The following is a 26815-nucleotide window of genomic DNA, read 5'->3' as shown; positions in this document are numbered from 1 at the left end:
CATGGATGCACTCGATCAACTCGCGAACACCTTCTTTGACTGGGGGGCGATGGCGGCCGTCCTGCCGAAAATGATCATGGTCGGCCTGCCAAACACGCTGATCCTGGCGGTTTCCTCGGGCGTGCTCGGGTGCATCCTGGGCATGGTCCTGGCCATCATGGGCACGTCCCGCGTCACTGCCCTGCGGTTGCTCTCCCGGATCTACACGGACGTGTTCCGCGGCGTCCCGGCGATTGTGGTCATCCTCCTGATCGGCCTCGGGCTGGGGCCCGTGATCCGGGTAACGACCGGATCCACCAACCCGTTCCCGCTCGCCATCTTCGCCCTGACGCTCATGGCGGCGGCCTACATCGGCGAGATCTTCCGTTCAGGCATCCAGAGCGTGGAAAWGGGGCAGCTGGAAGCCTCCCGCGCCCTGGGCTTCACGTACAACTCCTCCATGCGCCTCGTGGTGATTCCGCAGGGCATCCGACGCGTGCTTCCGGCCCTGGTCAACCAGTTCATCACCCTGATCAAGGACTCGTCCCTGATCTACCTGCTGGGCCTGGTGGCCAGCCAGCGCGAGATCTTCCGCATCGGTAACGACGCCGCGGCCAACACGGGGAACCTGTCGCCGCTGGTTGCCGCGGCGATCATGTACCTCATCCTGACCGTTCCGCTCACTCACTTGGTCAACTACATCGACAACCGCCTGCGCACCGGCCGTCCGGAGAAACGGCAGCCGGACGACGCCGCGGCCCTGATCGGGAAGGGAGCACAGGCATGAGCCAATTCGCTTCCGGTTCACTCTCCGGCAAGAACCTGCACCTGTCCTTCGGCTCGAACCACGTCTTGCGCGGCATCGACCTGCACGTCGAGACGGGCACCACCGCCTCGGTGATCGGCCCCTCCGGATCCGGCAAGTCCACCCTGCTGCGGGTCATGAACCGCCTGATCGAACCGGATCAGGGCGACATCCTGCTGGATGGCCGCTCGGTCCTGAAGGACAACCCGGACGAGCTGCGGCAGCGGATCGGCATGGTGTTCCAGCAGTTCAATCTGTTCCCGCACAAGACCGTGGTGGACAACGTATCCCTGGCGCTGCGGAAGCTGCGCAAGCTGCCGGCCGAGCAGGCCCGGGCCGAGGCGCTCGAGCAGCTCGACCTGGTGGGGCTCAAACACAAGGCCGACGCGCGTCCTGCCAATCTCTCCGGTGGCCAGCAGCAGCGCGTCGCCATTGCGCGCGCCCTGGCCATGAAGCCGGAAGTGATGTTCTTCGATGAGGCCACCTCGGCCCTCGACCCGGAGCTCGTCAAGGGTGTGCTGGCGCTGATGGCCGACCTCGCCAAGGGCGGGATGACCATGGTGGTGGTGACCCACGAGATGGGCTTCTCCCGCAATGTCTCGGACACAGTCACGTTCATGGACGGCGGTGTGGTGGTGGAGTCCGGTCCGCCGGAACAGATCTTCACCAGCCCGCGGACCGAACGGCTGCAGGGCTTCCTCTCCGACGTTCTGTAGTTCGCCGCTGCTAATGGCAGTGTTAAACGACTAATGGCACCCGCGGCTGCGGGTGCCATTAGTGCTTTAAAGGATCAGGCTACTGCGTTGCGGCGGCCGCCGCCTTCGCCGCGGCCGGCAGGGCGTCGAAGATCCGGTTCATCGCGGCGTCGTCGTGCGCGGCGGAGAGGAACCAGGCCTCGAAGACCGACGGCGGCAGGTAGACCCCGGAGTCCAGCATGGAGTGGAAGAACGGGGCGTAGCGGAACACTTCCTGGCCCTGGGCGTCGTCGTAGTTGTGGACGCCCCGGGCGGCCGTGCCGAAGGCCACGGAGAACAGGTTGCCCGCCCGCTGGATGGAGTGGTCCACCCCGGCCGCATCGAGCGCGGAAGACAGCGCCGCGGAGAGCTCCAGAGAGCGGGCGTCCACGAACGAATACACCTCGGGTGTGGCGTGGGTGAGTGTCGCGACGCCGGCGGCCATGGCCACCGGGTTACCGGACAGCGTTCCGGCCTGGTAGACCGGGCCCAGCGGCGCGAGGTAGTCCATGACGTCGGCGCGTCCGCCGAGGGCCGCCGTCGGCATGCCGCCGCCGATCACCTTCCCGAACGTCAGCAGGTCCGGGGTCCACGGTTCGGCGGTGTCGGCGGCACCTCCGGTCAGGCCCCAGTAGCCGGAGTAGCCGGTACGGAAGCCGGTCAGGACTTCGTCAAGGATCAGCAGGGCACCGTGCTCGCGGGTGATCCGGGCAAGGCCGGCGTTGAAGCCCTCGCCGGGGGTCACCACGCCCATGTTGGCGGGAGCGGCCTCCGTGATGACGGCGGCAATATTGGGACCGTGCGCCGCGAAGGCGGCTTCGACGGCGTCGAGGTCGTTGTAGGGCAGCACGAGGGTTTCGGCGGCAGTCGCGGCCGTGACGCCGGCCGAGCCGGGCAGCGCGAGGGTCGCCAGGCCGGAGCCTGCGGCGGCGAGGAGGCCGTCGAGGTGGCCGTGGTAGCAGCCGGCGAACTTGATGATGAGGTTCCGCCCGGTGAAGCCGCGGGCCAGCCGGACGGCGGTCATGGTGGCTTCGGTGCCGGTGGAGACCATCCGGACGCGTTCGGCGGCCGGGACGCGCTCCTTGACGATGGCGGCGAGGTTGGCCTCGTCCGGCGTCGATGCGCCGAAGGACAGTCCGCGGTCGACGGCGGCATGCACGGCGGCCAGGACCTCCGGGTGGGCGTGTCCCAGCAGCGCCGGGCCCCAGGAGCAGACGAGGTCGACGTAGTCGGCGCCGTCGGCATCGGTCAGGTAGGCGCCCTTGGCGGACACCATGAAACGCGGCGTCCCGCCCACGGAGCCGAAGGCGCGCACCGGCGAGTTCACGCCGCCGGGCATCAGCTGGCGGGCGCGGTCAAAGAGTTCCTCGTTGCGAGGCATGCTGGAAGTCATGGTTCCTATTCTTTCAGTTCGCCGGCCCGGTCAGTGCGCCGCCGGCGAACCGGCAGACGGCCCGGCCAGCAGCGCCGCGACGCGGGGCGCCACTTCGGTGCCGAACAGTTCGATGGAGCGCATCATGGCCGCGTGCGGCAGGGTGCCGTTGCTGTATTTGAGGTCAAACCGGTCCACGCCCAGGTTCTTCTTGAGCAGGGCGATCTTCGCGGCCACGGTCTCCGGCGAGCCCACGTAAAGGGCTCCCTCGGGCGTGCACATCGCGTCGAATTCGCCCCGGCTCGCCGGGCCCCAGCCGCGTTCGGCCCCGATCCGGTTCCGCTGGTCGAGCCAGTGCGGGAAGAACTCTTCCCGGGCTTCCTCGTCCGTGGCGGCGACGTGGCCGGGTGAATGCGTGGCCATCTGCTGCATCGGGTGGCCGTACTTGGCCATCGCCTCGCGGTAGAGGTTGGCCAGGGGCGCGAAGGACCGCGGCTGGCCGCCGATGATCGCGAAGATGATCGGGTAGCCGTACTCGGCGCACCGAAGCACCGATTCGGGAGTGCCGCCTACGCCGATCCAGGTCGGCAGCAGGTGGTGTTCCAGCGGCGGATAGACGCTCAGTCCGCTGAGGGCCGGCCGGGTGCGGCCCTCCCAATGGACCGGTTTCTGTGCCCGGACCTTGTCAAAGAGCTCAAGTTTTTCCTCGAAGAGGACCTCGTAGTCGGCCAGGTCGAGGCCGAACAGCGGGAAGGATTCGATGAACGATCCGCGGCCCAGCATCACCTCGGCGCGGCCGTTGGAGATGGCATCCACCGTGGCGAAGCGCTGGAAAACCCGGATCGGGTCATCGGAGCTGAGGACCGTCACGGCGGAACCGAGCCGGATGTGCTTGGTGCGGGCGGCCGCGGCGGCCAGGAAGACTTCGGGGGCGGACACCGCAAAATCGCGGCGGTGGTGCTCCCCCACGGCGAAGGCGTGCAGGCCGACCTCCTCCGCGAGCTCGGCCTGTTCCAGGAGCTGGCGCAGGACCTGGGCGTGCGGGACGGGGTGCCCGTCCGGGAAGACGCCGACGTCGCCGAAGGTGTTCAGGCCCAGCAGGATGCGGTTGGGTCCCACCGGGGCCGTGGGTGTGGAAACGGGAGCGGAGACCCGGGGCTCGGGGGCCGTGCTCACCGGGATTCCTTCAGCCAGCCGGCAAGCTCGCTCGCCCAGTACGTCAGCACCATGTTGGCGCCGGCGCGCTTGATGCCCAGGACAGACTCGGTGATCGCGGCCCGGCGGTCGATCCAGCCGTTGGCGGCGGCGGCCTCGATCATCGAGTACTCGCCGGAAATCTGGTAGGCGGCCACGGGGACCGGGCTCATGGCGGCGACGTCGGCGAGGATGTCCAGGTAGCTCATGGCCGGCTTCACCATGACCATGTCGGCGCCTTCGGCCAGGTCCAGGTCCACCTCGAGGATGGCCTCCCGTCGGTTGGCGGCGTCCATCTGGTAGGTGCGGCGGTCGCCGGTCAGCTGCGAGTCCACGGCCTCGCGGAACGGGCCGTAGAACGCGGAGGCGTACTTCGCGGCGTAGGCCACAATGGCGGTGTTGGCGTGCCCGGCGTCCTCGAGGGCCTGCCGGATCGCGGCGACCTGGCCGTCCATCATGCCGGAGGGGCCCAGGACGTGGGCGCCGGCCTCGGCCTGCGCGACCGCCATCTGGCCGTAGATCTCCAGGGTGGCATCGTTGTCGACGTAGCCGTTGGCGTCGAGGACACCACAGTGTCCGTGGTCGGTGAATTCGTCGAGGCACACGTCGCTCATGACCACGAGCTCGTCGCCGACCTCGGCGCGGACGTCCCGGATGGCTTTGTTCAGCACGCCGTCGGGGTCCAGGGAGGCCGTCCCGCGCGCATCCCGAACCGCGGGGACGCCGAAGAGCATGATGCCGCCGATGCCCAGCTGCACGGCCTCGGCGGCGGCCCGCTTGAGTGACTCGGTGGTGTGCTGCTGCACGCCGGGCATTGAGGCAATCGGGTTGGGCTCGGTCAGGCCCTCGCGGATGAAGGCCGGCAGGATGAGCTCCGAGGCCGAGAGCCGGTGTTCGGCCGTCAGCCGGCGCATGGCCGGGGTGGTGCGGAGCCGGCGTGGCCGGTGGGTCGGGAAGCTCATATGGTGTCCTTTGCTGAGGGCTCTGCGACTGACGGATGAGGTGAGGGGGGCTGGTGGTCAAGGGACCGGACGACGGCGGCGACCAGGCCCGACGCCGTCGGTTCCTGGGCGACAGCGGCGACGGTGAGTCCGAGGGACTCCGCCTCGGCCGCCGTCGAGCGCCCGATGGCGACGAAGCGGCACGCGCCCAGCGGGGCGAGGTCCGCGTGGATGCGGCGGGCGGCGCTGGGCGAGGCGGCGACGACGGCGTGCAGCCGGCCGGCACCGATTTCCACCTTCGCCTCGGCCGCAGTGAGCACGGGTGCGTCCTCCCCGGCTGGACTGCCCTCTTGTGCCAAGGCCTGGGGCACGGCCACCGGGCAGGCGGGCAAGGCGCGGCGCGGGTCGGCCGGATAGTCGACAGTGTTGTAGGCGGTGACGGCCTGGACGGCGGCGCCGCGGGCCTCGAGGCCCTTGCGGAGCCGCGGGTCGGCAATGTCCGCCTGGGGCAGCAGTACGCTGCCCTGGTTCTCGGGCCAGATGTCGAGCAGGCCGGTTCCGGATTGCTGTCCCCTGGGTGCAAGGTCGACGCTGATGCCCCGGGATTCCAGGACCCGGCGGGTCGCCGGGCCGATCGTGGCCACGAGGAGGCGGCCGGGCAGCCAGTCGCTGAGCGAGGTGCCGCGTTCGGCGGCCTTCGCCTCGAGGGCCTGGACGGTGGTCACGCTGCTGATCACCAGCCACGTGTAGGCCCCGGCACCGAGGGCGTCAAAGGCGACGTCGAGGGAGTGCTGGTCGTTGGCCTGCTCGAAGTCGATCAGTGGCAGGAGCAGGGGTTCGGCTCCGACACCGCGCAGGGCCGTGACGAGCTCCCCCGCGCGGTCCGGGCTGCGGGCAACCAGCACCCGGGCGCCATTCGGCACCCTCATGCCTGATGGCCCGTCCGTGTGGTTGCGGTCGCTGTGCCGTCCCATGAAGTCGTGGAATCCGCGGTTCAGGAAGCGGCCAGGTCCGCGATGTCGGCGGCGCCGCGGGCCAGCAGGACTTCCGCCAGCTCGATCCCCAGCAGCGTCGCCCCGACTTCGGTGAGCCCGTCGGTGGCCTTCTTGTCGCGGACCGTTGCCGTGCCGTCGACCGCGCAGACCACGGCTTCGAGGTAAAGCATGCTGCCCTTGCGGTAGCCGTAGGCTCCCACGGGGGCGGCGCATCCGGCTTCGAGCCGGGCCAGCAGTGCGCGTTCGGCCGTCACGGCGAGCCGGGTGTCAAGGTCATCGAGGGCCGCGAGGGCCTGCGCCAGCACCCCTTGGGAGCCCGCCGTGGAACCGGCCCTGCGGGGCGCATCGGCGGTGCGGCATTCGATCGCCAGGGCACCCTGCCCTGCGGCGGGCAGCATGACGTCGGTTTCGAGGTACTCGCTGACGGCGTCGAGCCGGCCGATCCGGTGCAGCCCGGCGGCGGCGAGCACGACGGCGTCAAGGTCGCAGGACTTGCCGTCGACGACGGCGTCGGTCGTGTTGCCCGGCAGCCCGGGGACGCGCCCCAGCCGGGTGTCCACGTTGCCGCGGATGTCCCGGATGTCCAGGTCAGGACGCGCGGCGCGGAGCTGGGCCGCGCGGCGGGGAGAGCCAGTACCGACGCTGGCACCGTTTGGCAGGTCGGCGAGCTTGAGCCCGTCGCGGGCGCACAGGACGTCCCGGACGTCGACGCGTTTCGGCGTGGCCGCGAGGCTCAGGCCGAGGGCCGGACCCGTCGGGAGGTCCTTGAGCGAATGCACGGCGACGTCGCATTTGTCTTGGAGCAGGGCATCGCGCAGCGCGGCGACAAAGACGCCGGTTCCGCCCATCTGGGACAGCGAGCCTTTCAGGACATCGCCCTCGGTCCGGACGTGGACCAGTTCAACAGGGAACCCGCCGACGGCGGCAAGCTGGTCCGCGGTCTGCTGGGTCTGGGTCAGGGCAAGCTTGCTGGCGCGGGTGCCGATCCGGACGGTCATGGGGTCCCCCGGCCCGCCGCCGGTGCACTCATGTCCTCAGCCGCGGGTGTGGCCGGGTAGGGCGCGTGGCCCGTCCCGACCGTGGTGTCGGCTCCGGCGATGGTGGGCTTTTCGCCGCGGAAGTTCGCGCAGCAGCCGGGGCGGCAGATGTCGTACCACGGGCCGAGATTGGTCAGGTGGGGCCGTTCGGCGATGTTGTTCGAGGTGGTCCGCTCGCAGATCAGGTCCACGAGACCTGCCACAAACTTGCGGTGCGTTCCGGGGGTGGGGACGCGGGTGGCGGCGAGGTCCAGTTTGGCGCAGGTCTCCAGCGCCTCGGTGTCCAGGTCCCAGACGACTTCCATGTGGTCGCTGACAAAGCCCAGGGGCACAATCACGATGCCCTTGACGCCCTGGCCCGCGAGCTCCTCGATGGCGTCGTTGATGTCCGGTTCCAGCCACGGCACGTGCGGGGCCCCGGAACGGGACTGGTAGACGAGGGACCACGGCGCGGTGAGGCCCGTCCCGGCCTCCACCCGGCGGATGATCTCGCTCGCATTGGCCAGGTGCTGCGCGGCGTAGGCGGAATCTTCCTCGAAATGGCGGGGCTCGCCCTCGGACCGCCCGGCTGCCTCGGCGTCGCGGGTCGGGATGGAGTGCGTCGCGAACACGATGTGCACCGGAGCGTCCGGGGTGCCGGCCGCGGCCAGCTGGGCGCGGACGTCGGCGAGGCCGGCGGCGGTGCCCTCGATGAACGRTTCCACGAAGCCGGGGTGGTCGAAGTACTGGCGCACCTTGTCGACCTCGAGCTTGCCGTCGAGACCGGTTTCCGTTAGTGCCAGGCCGATGTCCTCACGGTATTGGCGGCAGCTGGAGTAGCAGGAGTAGGCGCTCGTGGTGAGCATGAGGACCTTGCGGTGGCCGGCGTCGTAGATCTCCTGGAGGGTCTGCGGGATGTACGGGTCCCAGTTGCGGTTGCCCCAGAACACGGGCAGCCCGATGCCGCGGCCGGCAAGTTCGGCCTCGAGGGCGGCCTTGAGCTGGCGGTTCTGTCCGTTGATGGGGCTGATGCCGCCGTTGGCCCGGTAGTGGTGCGAGACCTCCTCGAGCCGTTCGTCGGGGATGCCGCGGCCGCGGGTGACGTTGCGGAGGAACGGGATGACGTCCTCCTGGCCTTCGGGCCCGCCGAAGGAGGCGAGCAGGACGGCGTCATACTCCTTGGGGGCCATCCGGCCGGCATCGGTGACGGTGTTCGCGGCGGTTACTGAGGCGGCGGATTCCTGGGGATCCAGCGGACTCATGCAAGGACCTCGGCAATCTCGGCGGCGGTGACGCGGCGGCCCGTATAGAAGGGGATCTCTTCCCGGACATGGTGGCGGGCTTCGGTGGCGCGCAGGTGCCGCATCAGGTCCACGAGGTCGACGAGTTCGGGCGCTTCCAGTCCGAGGATCCATTCCCAGTCGCCCAGGGCGAAGGAGGAGACGGTGTTGGAGATGACCTGGGGGAAGTCGCGGCCCAGCATGCCGTGGTCTCGGAGCATGGCGCCGCGTTCGGCGTCCGGGAGGAGGTACCACTCGTAGGAGCGGACGAAGGGGTAGACGCAGAGCCACTCTGCGGGTTCCACGCCGCGGGAGAATGCCGGGGTGTGGTTCTTGGCGAATTCGGCCTCGCGGTGCACGCCCATGGCGGACCAGACGATCTCGGTGCCGGCGAACAGCTTGCTGCGCCGGATGTCCCGGACCGCGCGCTGCAGCGCTTCCGGCCGGGGGCCGTGCAGCCAGACCATGATGTCCGCATCGGCGCGCATGGCGGAAACGTCGTAGCTCCCGCGGTGGACGACGCCGGCCTCGGCGAGACTCTTCATGAGGGATTCGAAGTCCTCGGCTGCGTCGGCGCCGCGCAGGACGTCCGCGGACCGCTTGAAAACGGTCCAGAGGGTGAAGAACTGCTCGGTTGAATCTTGGGGCGCCGATGCCCCGGCGACTGATTCTCCGGGGGCTGACATTCCGGTTTTAGTGACAGATTCGGCAGAAGTGTGGCTCATGCATACCAGTCTGCCTCCTCTCCCCAGCTAAGTCGAAAAAAAGCACTTCTACGAGCTGTAGAAGTGCTTTATTTCACACGGAGGCGGGTGCGGTGGGGAGTGCGGTGCAGTGGGGAGCTCGGTGCAGTGGGTTGCCGGGTACGGTGTCGCGTGCGCGGCAGGCGGGCCGTCAGCTCCGTCGCATCCGGACGGCTGCAACGCCGGCGCCGATCGAGACTGCCACCAGGCAGATGCCCCAGCCGATCAGCGGAGACGGTCCTGCGGGTTCCACTGCTGCCGTGGCCTGCAGGGAGGAATTCCCCGAATGCCCCTTGCCCATGGTGTGCGCACTGGTCGATTCCGCCGTGGCTGAACCGGTCGAGGAAGGCCGCGCTGCGGCCGAGGTCGACGCCGGGGTGCCGGCGGCCGGCGCAGCGGCTCCGGGCTGGGACCCGGACGCCTGTTCGGCACCACTGCCACTCCCGGCCGGCTGGCCGTCAGTCTGTCCGCTGCCCGGCATCGTCGGAACGGATCCGGCCGCCCCGCCTGCGGTGGGCACACCCGTCTCCGGGGCAGTCACCGGTGCGCCGGGGCCCTGCGGCGCCGACGGCTGCGCGGCTGTGGCGGACGGCGTGCTGGCCGGCGGGGCGCCGGTGCCGGAGGCCGTGGGATCCGGAGTGCCGGGCTGGGGGCTGCTCGGGGCGGGGCTGGAGGACTCGGGGATGGTGGGCTGAGGGCTGCTGCTGCGCGAGGGCGACTTTGACGGGGTTGACTCCGACTTGGCAGACGGCGAGGAGCTCGGCGTCGTCGAGGAACCCAGCAGGCTGTCCAGCACGTCGTCCAGGCCGAGGGTCAGCGAGCCCTGGGCCGACGGCGGAGTGGACGCCGCCGCGGACAATTCCGTGGCCGCATGGGAGGCCGGAACGCCCGCGGTTGCAGCCAATACCGCCCCGAGTGCGGCTGCCAGTGCGCCGCGTCGGAGGCTCCTATGGCCTCTGGTCTTCGTTGTTGACACCTTGGACCTGAAAATAACCATGGTCATCGAGCCTAGCCGGAATCCACGGTGAGGGAAAACCGGCCAAAGACCGCGGAATACCGGCAGGTAACCCATGGGGCGGTGTGGTTCAGAGTGTCTTTGGAGCCGTTGTGGTTCCTGTGACTGAGGGTGCGCCAGGGGCTGGCCGAACCGCCTTCGCGGCCTGCAATTTCACGGCAACAGGCGTCTGACCTGCGACGGGGTGTCCGCGACGATCGCGGCCAGGCCGTTCCCCGACAGCCAGCCGCCCACGACGGCAAGCGTGCCGTCCGCGGCGCAAATGCCCCGGACAGCCGCGACGCGGTGCCTGTGGCCGAGGGACGCAAACGGCAGCGCCCCGGCCCAACGGACCACGTCCCAGCCCGCCACATCGCCCGCGCTGACCGGCACGCCCAGCAGCGCCGAAGCGTCAGCCAGCGCGGCCCGGAACAGTTCCTCGTCCGAGCGCGACGCGGGCGCCGCTCCCCCGCCACGGGAATCCGGCGTGGCACGGGGAACAACAGCCCGGGGAGTGTCAGCCCCCGGAGCAACAGCCCCCGGAGCAACAGCCCGTCCGTACGAGAGCCGAAGCACATGCCTCCCGGGCCCGGTCCGGTCCGCCAGCCAGGCCCACTTGGCCGTGGCGTGCGTCAACGCCTTGGCCTGCAGGCCAGGGCTCTGCGGGGCCACGAGGATGCCGGTGCCACGTGGCGCCGCGTCCAGGGCCGGGAGGTCCACCACGAGGGTGACCAGGCTGACGTCGGGTCCGGCATCGGGGCGAAGCCGGTCAAGTTCGGGCAGGGATTCGGCCAGCAGCGCGACGGCGGCGGGACCGTCCAGCGCAACGGCCAGGAGCCCGGCGTCGAACGTGGCCCCGTCCGTGACGACCTGCCAGCCGTCGGCGGTGCGCCGCACGGACCGTGCCGGCGTGCCGCTGAGCAGGGTGACGCCGCGCTGGCGCAGATCGGCCAGCAGTGCGGCCACGAGGGTATGCATTCCGCCGCGGAGGCCCGCGACGGCGGATCCGGCCTTCCGCAGCCCGGCGGACTCGTTCTTCCGGAGCCCTGCGGGCTGGGCCTTCGCTCCCCGGCGCTGCGCCGCGACGGCGGCGGCGAGGGAACCGTGCTGGCGGATCCCGGCCCGCAGCCCGGGGGCCACCATGTCGACGTCGAGCACTGCGGGGTCGGCCGAGTGGACACCGCCGACCACCGGTGCGACGAGCCGGTCCAGCACACGCCTGCCCATCCTGCGGCGGACAAGCTCGGACACGCTCGTGGCCTCGGCCCCCGTGCCCAGCGAGGCCGGCAGTACTGCGTCGATGGAGGCGCGGAGGGACCCCAGCAGACCCAGTGACCGGCGGACTTCCGGGTCCCAGGGGCTGGCGGGGATGCCCAGCACCCCCGTCTTGGGCAGTTCACGCGGGCCGTCCGGCAGTTGGACCCAGGCTCCGCCGGGGTTCGGCGCGACGATCTCGCCGGCAATCCCAAGCTCCGCCGCAAGATCGGCCACCGCGGACGTGCGGGTCGCGAAAGACTCCGCCCCGCTGTCCAGGGTCAATCCGGCCACGGCATGGCTGCCGACGCAGCCGCCCCAAACATCACTGGCTTCCAGGACCGTGGTGGGTACGCCGGCGCGGGCGAACTCCCGGGCCGCCAGCAGGCCGGAAATCCCGCCCCCGATCACGACGGCGGTGCGCTGCGTGGGCGCCCCTGCGGCGCCTGCGTCCACGCCGTTACTCCGGAGCGATGGAGTGGATGAGTTCGACCACGCGGGTCAGCACGTCGGGATCGGTCTCCGGCGGCACGCCGTGGCCGAGGTTCACCACATGCCCGGGCGCGGCGGAACCGGCCGCGATCACGTCGCGGACGTGCGCTTCGAGGATCTCCCATGGTGCCGAGAGCAGGGCCGGGTCGATGTTGCCTTGCAGCGGAACGGTGCCGCCGAGGCGGCGGTTGGCTTCGTCCAGCGGCAGCCGGTAGTCGACCCCCACGACGTCGACGCCGACGTCGCGCATCGCGACGAGCAGTTCCGAGGTGCCAGTGCCGAAGTGGATCAACGGCGCGCCGAGGTGGCGCACATGGTCCAGGGCACGGGACGACGCCGGCGCAACGAAGCGCTGGTAGTCGGCCAGTCCCAGTGAACCGGCCCAGGAGTCGAAGAGCTGCGCGGCCGAGGCCCCGGCCTCCAACTGGGCGCGGAGGAACATGCCGGAGGCGTCGGCGGCCCAGTTGGCCAGCGCAGTCCAGGTTTCCGGATCGGCGTGCATCATGGTGCGCGGGCCGAGGTGGTCGCGGGACGGCTTGCCTTCCACCATGTAGGCCGCCAGGGTAAAGGGCGCGCCGGCGAAACCGATCAGCGGGGTGCTCCCGAGCTGGGCCACGGTGAGCCGGACGGCTTCGCGGATGGGCTCCAGGGCTTCCCAGGTCAGCTGCGGCAGGGCGGCGACGTCCGCGGCCGTGCGGACCGGCACGTCCAGGACGGGGCCCACGCCGGGCACGATGTCCACGCCGACGCCGGCCAGCTTGAGCGGGATGACAATGTCCGAGAAGAAGATGGCGGCATCGACGTCGTGGCGGCGGACCGGCTGCAGCGTGATCTCGGAAGCCAGCTCCGGGCGCAGGCACGAGTCCAGCATCGCCACGCCCTCACGGATCTTGAGGTATTCGGGCAGCGAGCGGCCGGCCTGCCGCATGAACCAGACGGGGCGGCGGGAGGGCTTGCCGCCGCGATAGGCGGTGATCAGAGGCGAATCCGCCGTGCGGCCGTCCATCAGCGGGTGGCCGGCATCGAGGCCGCTGGCGCCACCGGCGACGGCGCCCTTATGGGCAGCACTGTCGGCTGCACCGGTCTCGGACGTACTGGAATTTGTCGTGCCGGCACGTGCCGCAGCGCTTGGAGTCATGACTTCGATTGTGCCCAAATTTGTGTCCAAAAGATAACGACAGCCTGTCACGCCGACTCTCACACTGGCCACGAGTGCTGCGCCGTGGCGGGAATCACAGGCCAGCGTGCCTGAGCCCACTCCCGGACAGTTGTTCTACACGGGCACGAAAAAGCTATGATGGTGATGCTGTGGTTCTTTTTTCATTGGTGGCTACACACGCCGACATCGACCTCGAAACCGTTGCTCAGTTGAGCACCGGCGCTTCAGGGCTCGCCACATCCGCCCTCGCCGGATCGCCGGCCGTGGCGGGTGCCGTTGTCCTTGCCACCTGCAACCGCCTGGAAATCTATGGCGAGGCCCCCCATGCCGACGCGGTCGGCGCAGCCCGGGCAGCCCTCATCACGCAGATCAGCGGCGCCAGCGGACTCAACGACCAGATCGTCTCCCGCGCCTTTAGCACCCGAACCGGCGCCGAGGTCAGCCAGCACCTCTTCGCGGTCAGTTCGGGGCTGGACTCCGCCGTGGTCGGCGAACGCGAAATTGCCGGCCAGGTCCGCCGCGCCCTGATCACCGCTCAGCACGAGGGCACCGCCAGCTCCGGCCTGGTCCGGTTGTTCCAGGCCGCATCCAAAACCGCCAAAGACGTCGGCGCCCAGACGGCGCTGGGTTCGCGCGGCCTCTCCATCGTCTCCGTGGCGCTGGATCTGGCAACGGACCTCTCTGAAAACCCTGACTGGTCAGCCAAGAAAGCAGTCGTCTTCGGGACCGGCGCCTATGCCGGAGCCACCATGTCGCTGCTGCGCGAACGCGGCTGCACCGACGTCCATGTCTATTCCTCCTCCGGCCGCGCCGCAGGTTTCGTTGCCACCCGGGGCGGCACCGCCCTGGATGAGGACACGCTTCCGGCCGCCGTGGCCGCGGCCGACGTCATGATCGGCTGCAGCGGCTCCGACAGCCGGGTCGAAGCGGACGAACTCGCCCGGATCCGGGCGAACTCGCCCCAGCAGCTCATCGCGATCGACCTCGCCCTGACCCATGACTTTGACCCCGCCGTGGGCGACCTCGACGGCGTCGAACTCCTCACGCTGGAATCCGTACGCCTCGCGGCGCCGCAGGAACAGGCAGAGTCGCTCGAACAGGCCAGCAGCATCGTGTCCGGGGCGGCCAGCGCCTTCGAACAGGAGCGCGAGGCCCGGTCCGTGGACTCGGCGATTGTCGCGCTGCGCCGCCACACGATGAACGTCCTGGACGCGGAAATGGAAAAGGTCCGCGCCCGGCACGGCTGCACCGCCGCCGCGGAGGAAGTCGAGTTCGCCCTGCGCCGCATGGTGAAACAACTGCTGCACGTCCCCACCGTCCGGGCACGCGAGCTGGCCTCCAACGGTCAGCAGGACGCCTACGTTGCCGCCCTGGAGGCGCTGTACGGCATCACGGTGGAGCCCTCCGCCGGCGCAGCGGCCGCCGGTGCTCCCGGTACCGCGGCCGCGTGCCCCGTGGATCACACTGATGCGGGCCCCGGCACCGCGGACCACGGCCCCGGGAACCGCGGCGCCGGCGACATCCGCGAAACCGCGTAGCCGGTTCCCGCGCTCCACGGCCCACCGGCTCCCGCGCCTACCCGGTTTAACTGGTTTACCCGCCTACCCGGGGAAAGCGTTGATCCCGGTCATTTCGGCCGACAGCTGCCACAGCCGGGCGGCGGCTTCCGGGTCCACGGCATGGGCATCCACGCCCCTGATCCTCGCTTCGGGCGATCCCGTCACCGTGGGTTCGGCAATCTCGCAGTCCTCGCAGTAGACGCCGCCCATCCCCTCCAGGGCCGGCGCCGTCGCGGCCCAAACTGAGGTGGCGGCGCCCTGCGCCGGTGTCTTGAACCGGGGGTCGAGCGTGCCGTGCTCGTCCATCCAGCCTGCCGCGATCATCTCCTCGCGCGGCAGGTGGCGCTGCAGTTCGGTCATGATCCCGCCGGGATGCACAGCGAAGGCGCGCACGCCGAAGTCCCGGCCCAGGGCGTCGAGCTGGACGGCGAAGAGCGCGTTGGCCGTTTTGGCCTGGCCGTAGGCCCGCCACTTGTCGTAGCCGGCGTCGAAGTTGATGTCATCGAAGCGGATCGGCGAGAGCTTGTGGCCGGTGGAGGACAGCGAGACCACGCGGGCTCCCGGCGCTGCGGAGAGTGCCGGCCACAGCAGGTTGGTGAGGGCAAAGTGGCCCAGGTGGTTCGTGGCGAACTGCGCTTCCCAGCCCGGACCCACCCTGTGCTCCGGGCTTGCCATGATGGCGGCATTGTTGATGAGGATGTCCAGGCTGCGACTCGTGCCGGGCGCCGCACCGGCCAGGAAGCCGGCGGCGAACTCCTTCACACTGGCCCGGTCGGCAAGATCCAGTGCGGCGACGCTGACGTCGCCGCCGCCGGTTTCCGGGGACAGCCCGGACTCTGCGAGGACATCGCGGGCGTGTTCGGGGCGCCGGGCCGGCACCACAACGCTGGCGCCGGCGGAGGCCAGGGCCCGCACGGTCTCCAGGCCCAGGCCCGAGTAGCCGCCCGTGACAATCGCGGTCTTCCCGGTCAGGTCGATGCCGGCAATCACCTCGGCCGCCGTCGAATCCCGGCTAAAGCCGGAGCCAATCTTGCGCTGGGATGTCATGCTGGGTTCCTCGCTGTTGTTCTGGGTCATGGTCTCAGTAAAACGGCTCAGTACACCGGCTTCCCGGGTTCGACGTCGCGCACCCAGGCAAGGATGCCGCCCTCGAGGTGGCTGACGCGCTGGTATCCGGCGGCGCGGGCGGCGGACAGGACGGCGGCGGACCGTGTTCCGGCCTTGCAGTGGAAGACGATATCGGCATCCTGCGGCAGTTCCTGCCACGCTTCCCCGGCAAGGATGCGGCCCTGCGGGATCAGCACTGAGCCGTCGATGCGGACGATCTCGTACTCCCCCTGCTCCCGCACGTCCACGAGCTGGAAGTCCTTGAGCCCGGCGTTGCGCGAGGCCAGCATCGTGGCGAGCTGGGTGGCCGTGACAGTGTGCTCGGTTCCCGCGTCCGCCGTCGGGGTGATCCCGCAGAACGCCTCGTAGTCGGTGAGTTCGGTGATGCGCTCGGCCGCGGGATCCCGGGCCACTTTGATCTCGCGCCAGGTCCCGCCCAGCGCATCATAGAGGGCCAGCCGGCCCAGCAGGGACCGGCCGACGCCGGTGATCAGCTTGACGGCCTCGGTCACCATCAGCGCTCCGACGGCGGCGCAGAGCATGCCGAACACGCCGCCTTCGCCGCAGGAGGGCACGGATCCGGCAGGCGGCGCCTCCGGGTAGAGGTCCCGGTACGTGGGCCCGAACTGTTCCCAGAAGACGCTTACCTGGCCGTCGAAGCGGAAGATCGATCCCCAGACGTAGGGCTTGCCGAGGATGGCGGCGGCGTCGTTGACGAGGTAGCGGGTGGCGAAGTTGTCGGCGCCGTCGAGGATGAGGTCGTAGTCGGCGAAGAGTCCCAGTGCGTTGGACGCGTCGAGGCGGACGTTGTGGAGCCGGACGTCCACTAGCGGGTTCAGGGCCGCAATGGCATCGCGGGCGGACTCGATTTTGGGCCGGCCCACGTCCGCGACGCCATGGATGATCTGCCGCTGGAGGTTGCTGAGGTCGACGTCGTCGTCGTCAACGATGCCGAGTGTGCCGACACCGGCGGCGGCGAGGTACAGCAGGGCCGGGGATCCCAGGCCTCCTGCCCCGATCACCAGGACCTTCGCGTTCTTGAGGCGTCGTTGGCCGATCGCGCCGATCTCGGGAATGATCAGGTGGCGCGAATAGCGTTCCACCTCCGCAGGGCTGAGCTCCGATGCCGGGTCAACCAGCGGTCCTGGCAGCGGATCCAGCTGCGTCGGGGGCGTTGCGGGGGCACCGGGGGCGGTGAACTTGGAAGCCATACTTCAATCTATGCCCGAAGATACCGCCAGGTCATATTACCCGCGCGTAAAGTGTAGTTGAATGCAGTGCACAGCAGTTGAGTGCTTTTCCGTAGGGTTCTTTTCAGTTGAGTGTTTTTCAGTTGAGTGCCCTGCGGGCAAGTGGATGTAGAGGGAAAGAAGGCCGACAGTGGTTCATCAGGCACCGGTGGAGCGGGACGAGACCGGCAAGCCGCCGGCCGGGCAAACGCGGAGCGGACAGCGCTCGGCACGGCTGCCCCGTGATGAACGCCGGGCGCAGCTGCTGGCGGCAGCGCAGGAGGTCTTCGTGGCGAACGGCTACCACGGGGCCGCCATGGATGAGATCGCCGAGACCGCCCATGTCAGCAAGCCGGTGCTGTACCAGCACTTCCCGTCCAAGCGGGACCTCTATCTGGCCCTGCTGGACAGCCACCTGAGCAAGCTGATCGACCTCCTGCTGGGCGCCCTGAACTCCACCTCGGACAATGACGAACGCGTCCAGGCGGTCATGCGCGCGTACTTCCGCTTCATCGCCCACGACGACCAGGCGCACCGGCTCGTCTTCGAATCTGACCTGATCAACGATCCCGACGTCAGCGCGCGGCTGGAAGCCTTCAACAAGACCTTTGCCGACGCCGTCGCACGCGTCATCGCCGAGGACACCAAGCTTCCGGAACTGGAATCCCAGCTTTTGGGCCGCGGACTGGCCGGACTGGCACAGGTGAGCGCCCGGTACTGGCTGGAAACGGACGGAAACCTGGATCTCGATGTGGCCAGCGACCTGATCTACCGTTTAGCTTGGCGCGGAATCTCCCGCTTCCCCAAAGAGACCTAGAGTACAACTAGAGATTGACCTAAGACGTTTATGCGGTTTTGACTGGCTGGGAGGCCTTGCTGTGGAAGTAAAGATTGGTATTCAGAACATTGGCCGCGAAATAGTCCTCGAATCGGCCCAGGACGCCGACGCCGTCGCCAAGGTGGTGGGCGACGCGATCGCCAAGGGCGGCGAACTTCGCCTGAAGGATGACAAGGGCCGCCTGGTGATCGTCCCCGCCAACGTGTTGGGCTACGTTGAAATCGGGGCAGAAGAAGCCCGCCGCGTCGGTTTCGGCGCACTCTAGGCTCAGGCCGGCCGGCGTTGGAGCGGCTTCACAACCCGTTCACAGCCGGTTTTCCAAACCATTTTCACAGCCGTTTTCTTGACTAGCGCGAGGTGTCCTGAATGCTTTCCCTGATTGTGGTCGCCATGGTGACCGTTGCTGCGGGCTTTGTGGTGTGGGCCAACGACAAGCGGCACACGAAATACGGGATCAGCGTCCCGGCGGGAGTCGCAACGGCTGTCGGCATGCTGAGCTGGATCATCTTCATGGCGGCCGGGTTTGGCTACCAGCCGGGCCTGACCTGGATCCCATGGATCCTGCCGATGGTCCTCGGCGCGGCGGCGTCGATCGCGGCCGTCATCTACCTGGGCAAATCCCGGACCCGGCAGGACACCGATCGGCTCACCGGCATCCTGAAGCTCTAGGCGCTACGCCGGCAGGTCCGGCTCGTGGCCGTCCTCGGTGCACAGGCACAGCCGGTTACCCTGCGCATCCGTGACCACCACCCACTTGGGTGCGTGGTCACGGTTCATTAAGGCCCCGGTCGCCGCGGTCTTTTCCAGGACGGGCCCGGATTCGGCCTTGCTCCGGTGGATGTCCAGGTGGATGCGGTTGGCGTTCGGGGTGGAGGTCTCCTGGAACCACAGTCCGGGCCCGCGTCCGTAGGGGTCCACGAGGTCGCCGAACCGGCCCTTGCGGTAGCCGAGGGCGACCCGCCAAACCTCCGAAACCCCGGCGGGGTCCTCCGAATCGATGGCGATTTCCACCGTCCGGTACAGGCCCGGCTCTGCGGCGGCGCCGGCGCCCTGGGCCGCCCCGCTGACTGCCGCCGCGGCCCGGACGTCCCGGGACGTGACCTCCGTGCCCGCGTCGTGGGAGGTGAAACGCAGGAACACGCGGTTGTAGCGCCAGTCCAGGTCCGGGTGGTGGTTCTGGTCCTCGGCCACGCGCCCGACGGCGGCAACAAGTTCCAGCGCCGCGGCCGACGTCGGACATTTGTAGACCGTCACCAGGCCGCCCAGGCGGTACCGCCAATCCGGAAGGCCCGCCAGGGCCTGATCGATCTGTGGCCGGGTAAGGACGTCGTCCGTGGCTGGCACTGCAGGCTCCTGTGCTGGTTGGGCGAATGGGCCGGCGGGCGAAGCCGGACCCTGTCCTGCAGGAACTTGCCTACAGGAACTCGGCCCGGCCCTCCATCGCCGAGGACGCCAGGGCGTGCTCGCGGCGCGGAATCCTGCCGGCCTTTTTTGCCAGCCTACCGGCGATGACAGCGTGTTTGAAGGCCTCCCCCATGAGCACGGGGTTCTGGGCCCGGGTCACGGCCGTTGCCAGCAGCACGGCGTCGCAGCCAAGTTCCATCGCCAGCGCCGCGTCCGAGGCCGTGCCGATTCCGGCATCCAGGACCACCGGCACGGACGCCCGCGAGACGATCAGCTCGATATTGTGCGGGTTCAGGATGCCCAGCCCGGTGCCGATCGGGGCGCCGAGCGGCATCACGGCCGTGGCGCCGAGGTTTTCCAGCCGGAGGGCAAGCACGGGGTCGTCGTTGGTGTAGGCGAAGACCTTGAATCCGCGGGCGACAAGCTGTTCGGTTGCGTCCACGAGTTCGACGGCGTCCGGCAGCAAGGTGTGCTCATCGGCAATGACTTCGAGTTTGACCCAGTCCGTTTCCAGGGCTTCGCGGGCCAGTTCGGCGGTGAGGATGGCGTCCTTGGCGGTGAAACAGCCAGCCGTGTTGGGCAGCACCCGGATCTGCTGGTCCTCGAGCAGCTGGAACAGCGAGCCCGTCTCCGCCGGCGAATAGCGGCGCATCGCCACCGTGGTCAGCTCAGTTCCGGAGGCAACAAGCGCCGCACCCAGCCCGTCCAGGCTCGGCGCGCCGCCGGTGCCCATGATGAGGCGGGACCCAAGCGCCACGCCGTCGATCACCAACGGATCGGCCACCGCCCCGCGCGCCTGCACGGCCGGTGTTCCTGCCAGTGTGGTCTCGTTCATGCTGGTCATCCTCCCTGGACTGCCGTGACAAGTTCGACGTCGTCGCCGTCGGCGAGCGCCGTGGCGTGCCACTGGCTGCGCGGCACCACTTCGGCGTTGCGGGCCACGGCGACACCGAGTTTCCGGCCGTCGGCGGCCTGGCCGTCGGGGCCGATGCTCCGGCCCGTGAGCTGGCTCACGAGCGTGCTGACGGAGGCGCCGTCGGCGACGCTTTGCTCCGTTCCGTTCAGTCTGATGTTCATGCTGCTTCCTTCTTGGGACTGTCCCCGAACGTGTCCGGGATGCGGGAAAAACGGTCGGGGCGGAAACCGGCCCAGCGCGGGTCCGGCGTCCCGTCCATGAGTTGGCGGCACACGGCGGCAGCCGCCGGGGTGAGCAGGACCCCGTGCCGGAAGAAACCTGTGGCGATGATGAGTCCGGGGACATCCCCGCCGCCCGGGCGGCCGACCCGGCCAAGCAGCGGGGCGTTGTCCGGCGTGCCGGGCCGCGCCCGCGCCGTGGCTTCCAGGAGCTCCAGTTCGGCGACGGCGGGCACCAGCTGCTGCGCGTCCCGCAGCAGCTGGTAGACGCCGCCGGCCGACACCGCCTGCGGATCCGACGGGCCGTCCTCGCGCTGGGTGGCACCAATCACCACGGTCCCGTCCTGGCGGGGCACGATGTACACCGGGACCCCGCGCACCATCCCGCGCACGGTGGCCGTGAGCAGCGGCTGCAGGTGCGCGGGCACGCGGAGCCGGAGGATGTCACCGTAGACGGGCCGCAGCGGCAGTGTGAGCCCGGCGGGCAATTCGCCAAGATCGGCGGCGCCGAGCCCGTTGGCGACCACGGTTTCCGCGGCGCGTACGTTACCGCCGCCATCGAGGCGGACCCCTGCAACGTTGCCGTCCTGCCACAGCAGCCCTGCAGCGCGCCGCCGGATGAAGCTGCCGCGGTCCTCCGCGGCCAGGACGCCGGCAATCCGGGCGATCAGCAGGCGGGGATCCACCTGGTGGTCGGCCGGGATGTCGAAGGCACACGAGATGCCGGGGCTCAGCAGGGGCTCCCGGCCCCGTGCCTCGCGCACTGTCAGCGGTTCCACGCTGAGGCCGCAGGCTTTCTGGACTTCCCTCAGGTCCGCGAGCGCGCGCCGGTCCGCCGCGTCCGCCCCGACGGCGAGCGTCGGCGTCGTCAAATACCCGGTACCCGCCCGGGAGTCCTGGCCAACGGGACCGGCGTCGAGCCCGGCCGCGAATCCGGGCCACAGCCGGGAAGACTCGAGCATCAGCTCCAGCAGCTGCTCCTCCTGGTAGTGCAGCTCGCTGACGGGGGCGAGCATGCCGGCCGCGGCCCAGCTCGCTCCGGTGCCGGGAGAATCATCGATCAGGACCACGGACCGGCCCGCGCGGCTGGCCTCGAAGGCGATGCCGTGGCCGATCACCCCGCCGCCGATCACGGCAACGTCTGCGGTGATGTCCCCTGCGGTGATTCCGTGAGTGGATGCGTCTCCGGTGTAACAATCCCGGGCGGTGGCGTCATCTGCGGCCACGGCTTCACGCGCGGTTTGTGTGCCTACTTGTGTGCCCACTTGTGTGCCCATGAAAAATTCCTTCCCTACGCCGGTACTAGCCGGATCAGGTCAAGCGGTCGGCTCTGACGCCCTCTCAGCCGGGCAGCGGCTCCATGGCTGCTGCGGGCTCCCGCGGTATGCGCCCAGTTTAGAGGAACTAGGCTGGTCCCATGAGCCAGGACCACCTCCACACCACCGCCCGCCTCTACTTGTGCACCGACGCCCGCAGGGACCGCGGCGACTTCGAGGACTTCGTGGACGCCGCCTTCGCCGGCGGAGTGGACATCATCCAGCTGCGCGACAAGTCGCTCGAGGCGGCCGAGGAACTGGAACTCCTGGAGGTCCTGCACGCCGCGGCGCAGCGCCACGGACGGCTGTGGGCCGTCAACGACCGGGCGGACATCGCCTCCCTGTCCGGGGCCCCGGTGTTCCATATCGGCCAGAAGGACATTTCGCTGGACGCAGCCCGCGGCTTCCTGGGCAAAGACGCCGTGATCGGCCTGTCCACCCACACCCCGGAACAGGTGGACGCCGCTGTTGCTGCTTCTCCCAGCCGCAAGGGACTGGACTACTTCTGTGTGGGGCCCGTGTGGGCGACTCCCACCAAGCCGGGGCGCGCCGCCGTCGGCCTCGACCTGGTCCGTTACGCCGCCCAGGCAACCGGCCAGGCGGACGCCGAGGGCGCCGGAAACCCCGACGGCCGGACGGAAAGCCTGTTGCCGTGGTTTGCGATCGGCGGGATCGACCTCGGCAACGTGGAGCAGGTAGTCGACGCCGGCGCCCGGCGGATCGTGGTGGTCCGGGCCATCACCGACGCCGACGATCCGGCCCACGCCGCCGGTGCACTGCTGGCGGCACTGGACGCCGCTGATTCCTGAACGCCGACTCCTGAACGCTGGTTCCTGAACAGGTTCCCCCGCCCTGAACCTGGCCGGCGCCCTGGGCCGTCCCTGGCAGTGAACCCTCGGCCCGGTGAAACCCCCGCCCGGAACCTAGCCGGGGAGCCCCAGTCCTGCCATCCTTCGCGCGTGGTTCGCTGCGAGCTCGGCCGTCAGACCCACCACCAGTGCCCTGGCATCCGCGTCGCCCAGTCCCGACAGCCCGCCCAGGAATGCGTGCTCAAGGCTCACCCGCTGGGCATGGGTCAGGACCTCGCCCAGCAGGCGCCGGGCCCACAGCGCCAGGCGTGACGCCAGCCGGGGGTCATCGGCCAGGGCCGCCTTGAGGCGCTCCTGCAGCACACCCGTGGACTCGCCGGTGGAGCGGACCTGTGCGATCAGCTCCCGGGTCCCGGCGTCGACGTACACGCCGACGGCGCTGTAAAAGTCCGCGGAGACCGTGTCGATCACGTAGGCCTTCATGAGCGCCTCGTACCAGTCCGCCGGGCGTGTGCGCTCATGGAAGAGGTCCACCGAGGGCTGGAACGGCAGCATGGCAGCCTCCGTGTCCAGGCCCATATCCTCGAGCCGTGCCCGGATGAGTTCGTAGTGCTGGAACTCGGCCACCGCCATCCTGCCCAGCACGGCACGGTCACGCAGTGTGGGCGAATATCCGGCACTGGAAGAGAGCCGTTCGAAGGCGGAAAGCTCGCCGTACGCCATCACTCCCAGCAGATCCGCCAGGAAGCTGTTGTAGAGGGCAGGATCCTCCGGAGTTGCGCTCATGATCCAAGACTAATGGCGGAAATCGGGCTACCCTGATTTTCGTGTCCCATCATCGCCTGACCCCCAGTGTCCACGAGCAGCAGAACCAGCTGGCCGGGGCCCTCAAGGCGTTGCGCACTACCCTGGAACTGCCCGGCCCGTTTCCCGAGGACGTGCTGCGCGACGCGGCGGCGGCCGTGGCCGAGCACAAGCTCCCGGACCTGGACCTCACGCACGTCGAGTTCGTGACCATCGACCCGGCATCGTCCACCGACCTCGACCAGGCCCTGTTCATCGAACGGGATGACAAGGGCTACAAGGTGTTCTACGCCATCGCCGACGTCCCGTCGTTTGTCGCCCCGGGCGGGGCGCTCGACGCCGAGACCCGGCGCCGCGGGCAGACCTTCTACACCCCCGACGGCAGGATTCCGCTGCATCCGGAGATCATCAGCGAGGCCGCCGGCAGTCTGCTCGCAGGTCAGCTGTGCTCCGCGTTCGTCTGGGAGTTCGGGCTCGACGCCGCGGCAGAGGTGACATCGGTCCTTGTGCGCCGGGCCCGGGTCCGCAGCCGAGCGAAACTCAGCTACAAGGCCGTCCAGGCCGACCTCGACGCCGGCACGGCCACGCCCGTGCTGCAGCTGCTCAAAGAGGTCGGCATCAAGCGGGTGGAACTCGAACGCCTGCGCGGCGGGGCAAGCCTGAACATGCCCGAACAGGAAATCCAGCAGCTGCCCGACGGCGGCTACCGGATTGTCGCGGCCCCGCCGCTGCCGGTGGAGGACTGGAACGCCCAGATTTCCCTCATGACCGGAATGGCCGCCGCCGCACTCATGCTCCAGGGCAAGGTCGGCATCCTGCGCACCATGCCCGCCCCGGACGAGGCGTCGCTGCGGCATTTCCACCGCCAGACCCACGCCCTTGGCAAGCCCTGGGACGGAGAAATGGGCTACGGCGAGTACCTGCGGACCCTGGACCCCACCGACCCCCGGCAGCTGGCCATTGTGCATTCGGCCGGCATGCTTTTCCGTGGCGCCGGGTACACGCACTTCGACGGGACAGTACCCCAAGCCGCCGTACAGTCAGCCATCGGCGCCGCCTACGCCCATTCCACGGCGCCTTTGCGGCGGCTGGTGGACCGCTTCGTGCTGGTGATCTGTGAAGCCCTGAGCAGCGGCACCGAGGTTCCGGACTGGGCCCGGGCGGCCCTGCCGTCCCTTCCGGCGATCATGGGCACCTCGGACCAGCTCGCCGCAAAGCTGGAGCGGCTGGCATTGGACACCGTGGAGGCTGCCCTGCTGGTCAACCACATCGGCCAGGAATTCGACGCCGTCGTCATCTCCGGTTCGAAGCCGGCGAAGAGCACCACCGGCGGCGACGGGAACGGCAATGGGAACGGCGGCACGGCCGGCAAGGCGAACGGCAACGGGAACGGCGGCAAGTCCAACGGAAACGGCAACGGCCCGTCCGGGATGGTCCAGATCGCCGAACCCGCCGTGACCGCACGCTGCCCCGGYGACCTGGAACCGGGCACCCAAGTCCGGGTCCGGGTGGTGTCCTCGGACATCGCCACCCGCGAAATCCAGCTGGAGCTCGTGGGCTGACGGTCCATTGCCCGGCCCCTGACAGTCCCCTGCCGGGCGGGCTCCCGTGGTCAGTCCACGGGTCCGTTCATGGGTCCAGTCGAGGATCCGCCCGTGGTACAGCTAGACTGGAGAGGTAGAAATGGATGCCCGGTCGTTGATTTCCATGATTTTCGAATTCAACAAGCCCGCCCCTACGCGATCTTGAGATCCACCCGCTGGTCCCCAGTGCCAGCATTTAGATAGCCCGCGATCGGCTTCCACTGGATTTGCTTGCGCGCCCGAGCGTGCTCCGGAACGGCCAATGGCCGGCCCCGTTGAGCAAGCAGCGCAGCCCAAAATGAATAAGGAAACTCCCCTGTGAGTGAATTGCACACGCACCAGCTTCTGATCGATGATTCCGGCACGGAGACCATCGAGCCTGAAGAAACCATCATCTCGGACGAAAAGCCGCACGAGATTGCCGAAAAGACCTTCGCCGACTTCAACGTCCGTGCGGACATCGTGGAATCGCTGGCCGACGCCGGCATTACCCACCCCTTCCCCATCCAGGCCATGACGCTTCCGGTCGCACTGGCCGGGCACGACATCATCGGCCAGGCCAAGACCGGTACGGGTAAAACCCTCGGCTTCGGCATCCCGGCGCTGCAGCGCGTCGTGGGCCGTGACGACGCCGGCTTCGACAAACTGGCCGTTCCCGGCGCCCCGCAGGCCCTGGTGATCGTGCCCACCCGCGAGCTCGCCGTCCAGGTGGCCAAGGACCTCGAGAACGCCGCCAAGAAGCGCAACGCCCGCATCGCCACGATCTACGGCGGCCGAGCCTACGAGCCGCAGGTCGAGTCGCTGCAGAACGGCGTCGAAATCGTTGTCGGCACCCCCGGCCGCCTGATCGACCTGTACAAGCAGAAGCACCTGAGCCTGAAGAACGTCAAGATCGTCATCCTCGACGAGGCCGACGAAATGCTGGACCTCGGCTTCCTGCCGGACGTGGAAACCCTGATCGCCGGCACGCCCGCCGTCCGCCAGACGCTCCTGTTCTCCGCCACCATGCCCGGCCCGGTCATCGCCATGGCCCGCCGCTACATGACCCAGCCGACCCACATCCGCGCCGCGGACCCGGACGACGAAGGCCTGACCAAGCGCGACATCCGCCAGCTGATCTACCGTGCGCACAGCATGGACAAGGTCGAGGTCGTAGCCCGGATCCTGCAGGCCCGCGGCCGTGGCCGCACCATCATCTTCACCAAGACCAAGCGCACCGCTGCGAAGGTGGCCGAGGAACTCGTGGACCGCGGCTTCGCTGCGGCCGCCATCCACGGCGACCTCGGCCAGGGCGCCCGCGAACAGGCACTGCGTGCCTTCCGCAACAACAAGGTGGACGTCCTCGTGGCCACCGACGTCGCCGCCCGCGGCATCGACGTCGACGACGTCACGCACGTGATCAACTACCAGTGCGTCGAAGACGAAAAGATCTACCTGCACCGCGTGGGCCGCACGGGCCGCGCCGGCAACAAGGGCACGGCCGTGACCTTTGTCGACTGGGACGACATGCCGCGCTGGGGGCTCATCAACAAGGCCCTGGGCCTGAGCTACCCCGAGCCCGTGGAGACGTATTCCTCCTCACCCCACCTCTTCGAGGAACTCGACATCCCCGAGGGCACCAAGGGCCGGCTGCCCCGCGACAAGCGTGTGCTGGCCGGCGTCGACGCGGAGGTCCTCGAGGACCTCGGCGAGACCGGCAAGAAGAACTCACGCCCCGGCACAAAGGACAGCGGACGCTCCTCCCGCGACGGCGCACGCTCCGGCAGCCGCGACTCCCGTGAAGGCGGCCGCGAGAACCGCCGCAGCGGCGGCGCCCCTGCCGGCGAAAACGGCGGACGCCCGGCTTCGCGCCGTCGCCGTCCGGCCGCCACGGACTCCGCTGCCGCCGCCCCGGCTGAGGCTTCGGCCCAGGCCCCCGCGTCGGCCGCGTCTGCGCGGGCCGCTTCGGCCAGCGCTCCTACCGAGGTGGACCGGGCAACCCGTGCCCGCCGCCGGACCCGCACCCGTCGGCGCAACGGCGAGGTTGTTGCAGGCGGCGACGCACAGCCGAGCGGCGCCGAGGCCTAATCCCCTC

At 69.3% G+C, this 26815-nt stretch carries 26 protein-coding genes and 1 riboswitch; of the genes, 9 read left to right on the top strand and 17 right to left on the bottom strand.

Going from position 1 to position 26815, the window contains the following annotated elements:
- Position 1: 1 nt before the first annotated feature.
- Positions 2–766, top strand: coding sequence for an amino acid ABC transporter permease (locus tag AB4089_RS00415; protein ID WP_441407382.1), 765 nt, complete (start codon positions 2–4; stop codon positions 764–766).
- Positions 763–1500: an amino acid ABC transporter ATP-binding protein gene (locus AB4089_RS00410; protein ID WP_441407381.1), complete on the top strand. Its 738-nt coding sequence runs from the start codon at positions 763–765 to the stop codon at positions 1498–1500. The genes AB4089_RS00415 and AB4089_RS00410 overlap by 4 nt, the downstream gene beginning before the upstream one ends.
- A gap of 79 nt (positions 1501–1579) precedes the next feature.
- On the opposite strand, the gene hemL is transcribed toward AB4089_RS00410, so the two are convergent.
- The 10 genes from hemL to hemE all read right to left on the bottom strand — a co-directional run bounded on the left by hemL (position 1580) and on the right by hemE (position 12937).
- On the bottom strand, positions 1580–2911 hold the full coding sequence (gene hemL, locus AB4089_RS00405; RefSeq protein ID WP_441407380.1) for a glutamate-1-semialdehyde 2,1-aminomutase: 1332 nt from the start codon (positions 2909–2911) through the stop codon (positions 1580–1582).
- A gap of 30 nt (positions 2912–2941) precedes the next feature.
- Entirely contained in the window at positions 2942–4066 is a 1125-nt protein-coding gene (locus AB4089_RS00400) for an LLM class flavin-dependent oxidoreductase (protein WP_441407379.1), read from the bottom strand.
- Positions 4063–5046 (bottom strand): porphobilinogen synthase, encoded by a 984-nt coding sequence (gene hemB, locus AB4089_RS00395; protein WP_441407378.1) that lies wholly within the window; start codon positions 5044–5046, stop codon positions 4063–4065. Before hemB ends, AB4089_RS00400 begins: the two co-directional genes overlap by 4 nt.
- Positions 5043–5999, bottom strand: a complete 957-nt coding sequence (locus AB4089_RS00390) for a uroporphyrinogen-III synthase (RefSeq protein WP_441407377.1) — start codon at positions 5997–5999, stop codon at positions 5043–5045. The genes hemB and AB4089_RS00390 overlap by 4 nt, the downstream gene beginning before the upstream one ends.
- Before the next feature lie 20 nt (positions 6000–6019).
- A complete protein-coding gene (gene hemC / locus AB4089_RS00385; RefSeq protein ID WP_441407376.1) occupies positions 6020–7018 on the bottom strand; it encodes a hydroxymethylbilane synthase in 999 nt (332 codons plus the stop codon).
- On the bottom strand, positions 7015–8298 hold the full coding sequence (locus tag AB4089_RS00380; RefSeq protein ID WP_441407375.1) for a ferrochelatase: 1284 nt from the start codon (positions 8296–8298) through the stop codon (positions 7015–7017). The genes hemC and AB4089_RS00380 overlap by 4 nt, the downstream gene beginning before the upstream one ends.
- Complete coding sequence (hemQ, locus tag AB4089_RS00375) at positions 8295–9041, bottom strand: hydrogen peroxide-dependent heme synthase (RefSeq protein WP_441407374.1); 747 nt, start codon at positions 9039–9041, stop codon at positions 8295–8297. Before hemQ ends, AB4089_RS00380 begins: the two co-directional genes overlap by 4 nt.
- Before the next feature lie 169 nt (positions 9042–9210).
- The gene (locus AB4089_RS00370) at positions 9211–9963 is read right to left on the bottom strand and encodes a hypothetical protein (RefSeq protein ID WP_441407373.1); all 753 of its coding nucleotides are present in this window, start codon (positions 9961–9963) and stop codon (positions 9211–9213) included.
- Positions 9964–10227: 264 nt separating this feature from the next.
- A complete protein-coding gene (hemG, locus tag AB4089_RS00365) occupies positions 10228–11763 on the bottom strand; it encodes a protoporphyrinogen oxidase (protein ID WP_441407372.1) in 1536 nt (511 codons plus the stop codon).
- 4 nt (positions 11764–11767) lie between these two features.
- Positions 11768–12937 (bottom strand): uroporphyrinogen decarboxylase, encoded by a 1170-nt coding sequence (gene hemE / locus AB4089_RS00360; RefSeq protein WP_441407371.1) that lies wholly within the window; start codon positions 12935–12937, stop codon positions 11768–11770.
- Between the two features lie 170 nt (positions 12938–13107).
- Between hemE and AB4089_RS00355 the strand changes: the two genes are divergently transcribed.
- The gene (locus AB4089_RS00355) at positions 13108–14496 is read left to right on the top strand and encodes a glutamyl-tRNA reductase (protein WP_441407370.1); all 1389 of its coding nucleotides are present in this window, start codon (positions 13108–13110) and stop codon (positions 14494–14496) included.
- Between the two features lie 63 nt (positions 14497–14559).
- On the opposite strand, the gene AB4089_RS00350 is transcribed toward AB4089_RS00355, so the two are convergent.
- Positions 14560–15594 (bottom strand): SDR family NAD(P)-dependent oxidoreductase, encoded by a 1035-nt coding sequence (locus AB4089_RS00350; protein WP_441407369.1) that lies wholly within the window; start codon positions 15592–15594, stop codon positions 14560–14562.
- Positions 15595–15611: 17 nt separating this feature from the next.
- A complete protein-coding gene (moeB, locus tag AB4089_RS00345) occupies positions 15612–16835 on the bottom strand; it encodes a molybdopterin-synthase adenylyltransferase MoeB (RefSeq protein ID WP_441407368.1) in 1224 nt (407 codons plus the stop codon).
- A gap of 187 nt (positions 16836–17022) precedes the next feature.
- Here moeB and AB4089_RS00340 point away from each other — a divergent pair, with 187 nt between their 5' ends.
- From AB4089_RS00340 to AB4089_RS00330, 3 genes are all read left to right on the top strand, one after another.
- Positions 17023–17670: a TetR/AcrR family transcriptional regulator gene (locus AB4089_RS00340; protein WP_441407660.1), complete on the top strand. Its 648-nt coding sequence runs from the start codon at positions 17023–17025 to the stop codon at positions 17668–17670.
- 61 nt (positions 17671–17731) lie between these two features.
- Positions 17732–17956, top strand: coding sequence for a DUF3107 domain-containing protein (locus AB4089_RS00335; RefSeq protein WP_441407367.1), 225 nt, complete (start codon positions 17732–17734; stop codon positions 17954–17956).
- Positions 17957–18057: 101 nt separating this feature from the next.
- Positions 18058–18360: a hypothetical protein gene (locus tag AB4089_RS00330; RefSeq protein ID WP_441407366.1), complete on the top strand. Its 303-nt coding sequence runs from the start codon at positions 18058–18060 to the stop codon at positions 18358–18360.
- 3 nt (positions 18361–18363) lie between these two features.
- Here the strand turns inward: AB4089_RS00330 and AB4089_RS00325 are convergent, their stop codons facing one another.
- From AB4089_RS00325 to thiO, 4 genes are all read right to left on the bottom strand, one after another.
- Complete coding sequence (locus tag AB4089_RS00325; protein ID WP_441407365.1) at positions 18364–19035, bottom strand: 4a-hydroxytetrahydrobiopterin dehydratase; 672 nt, start codon at positions 19033–19035, stop codon at positions 18364–18366.
- A 70-nt stretch (positions 19036–19105) separates the two neighbouring features.
- Positions 19106–19930 carry a thiazole synthase gene (locus AB4089_RS00320; RefSeq protein ID WP_441407364.1) on the bottom strand — a complete coding sequence of 275 codons (825 nt, stop codon included), beginning with the start codon at positions 19928–19930 and terminating at the stop codon, positions 19106–19108.
- Positions 19931–19935: 5 nt separating this feature from the next.
- Complete coding sequence (gene thiS, locus AB4089_RS00315) at positions 19936–20172, bottom strand: sulfur carrier protein ThiS (protein WP_390204050.1); 237 nt, start codon at positions 20170–20172, stop codon at positions 19936–19938.
- Complete coding sequence (thiO, locus tag AB4089_RS00310) at positions 20169–21506, bottom strand: glycine oxidase ThiO (RefSeq protein ID WP_441407363.1); 1338 nt, start codon at positions 21504–21506, stop codon at positions 20169–20171. Before thiO ends, thiS begins: the two co-directional genes overlap by 4 nt.
- Positions 21500–21620: riboswitch (TPP riboswitch) on the bottom strand. It overlaps the preceding gene by 7 nt.
- Positions 21621–21646: 26 nt before the next feature.
- Here thiO and AB4089_RS00305 point away from each other — a divergent pair.
- Positions 21647–22354 carry a thiamine phosphate synthase gene (locus tag AB4089_RS00305; protein ID WP_441407362.1) on the top strand — a complete coding sequence of 236 codons (708 nt, stop codon included), beginning with the start codon at positions 21647–21649 and terminating at the stop codon, positions 22352–22354.
- Between the two features lie 114 nt (positions 22355–22468).
- Here the strand turns inward: AB4089_RS00305 and AB4089_RS00300 are convergent, their stop codons facing one another.
- Positions 22469–23140 (bottom strand): ferritin-like fold-containing protein, encoded by a 672-nt coding sequence (locus AB4089_RS00300; RefSeq protein WP_441407361.1) that lies wholly within the window; start codon positions 23138–23140, stop codon positions 22469–22471.
- A 41-nt stretch (positions 23141–23181) separates the two neighbouring features.
- Here AB4089_RS00300 and AB4089_RS00295 point away from each other — a divergent pair, with 41 nt between their 5' ends.
- The gene (locus AB4089_RS00295) at positions 23182–24720 is read left to right on the top strand and encodes an RNB domain-containing ribonuclease (RefSeq protein ID WP_441407360.1); all 1539 of its coding nucleotides are present in this window, start codon (positions 23182–23184) and stop codon (positions 24718–24720) included.
- A 339-nt stretch (positions 24721–25059) separates the two neighbouring features.
- Complete coding sequence (locus AB4089_RS00290; protein WP_441407359.1) at positions 25060–26808, top strand: DEAD/DEAH box helicase; 1749 nt, start codon at positions 25060–25062, stop codon at positions 26806–26808.
- The last annotated feature ends 7 nt before the right edge of the window (positions 26809–26815 follow it).

The sequence above is a fragment of the Arthrobacter sp. 2MCAF15 genome (genome assembly GCF_052115605.1).
In the GTDB taxonomy this organism is placed as follows: Bacteria; Actinomycetota; Actinomycetes; order Actinomycetales; family Micrococcaceae; genus Arthrobacter.
The sequence above is the reverse complement of the archived record's forward strand: the minus strand, read 5'-3'. Positions and strand labels throughout refer to the sequence as shown.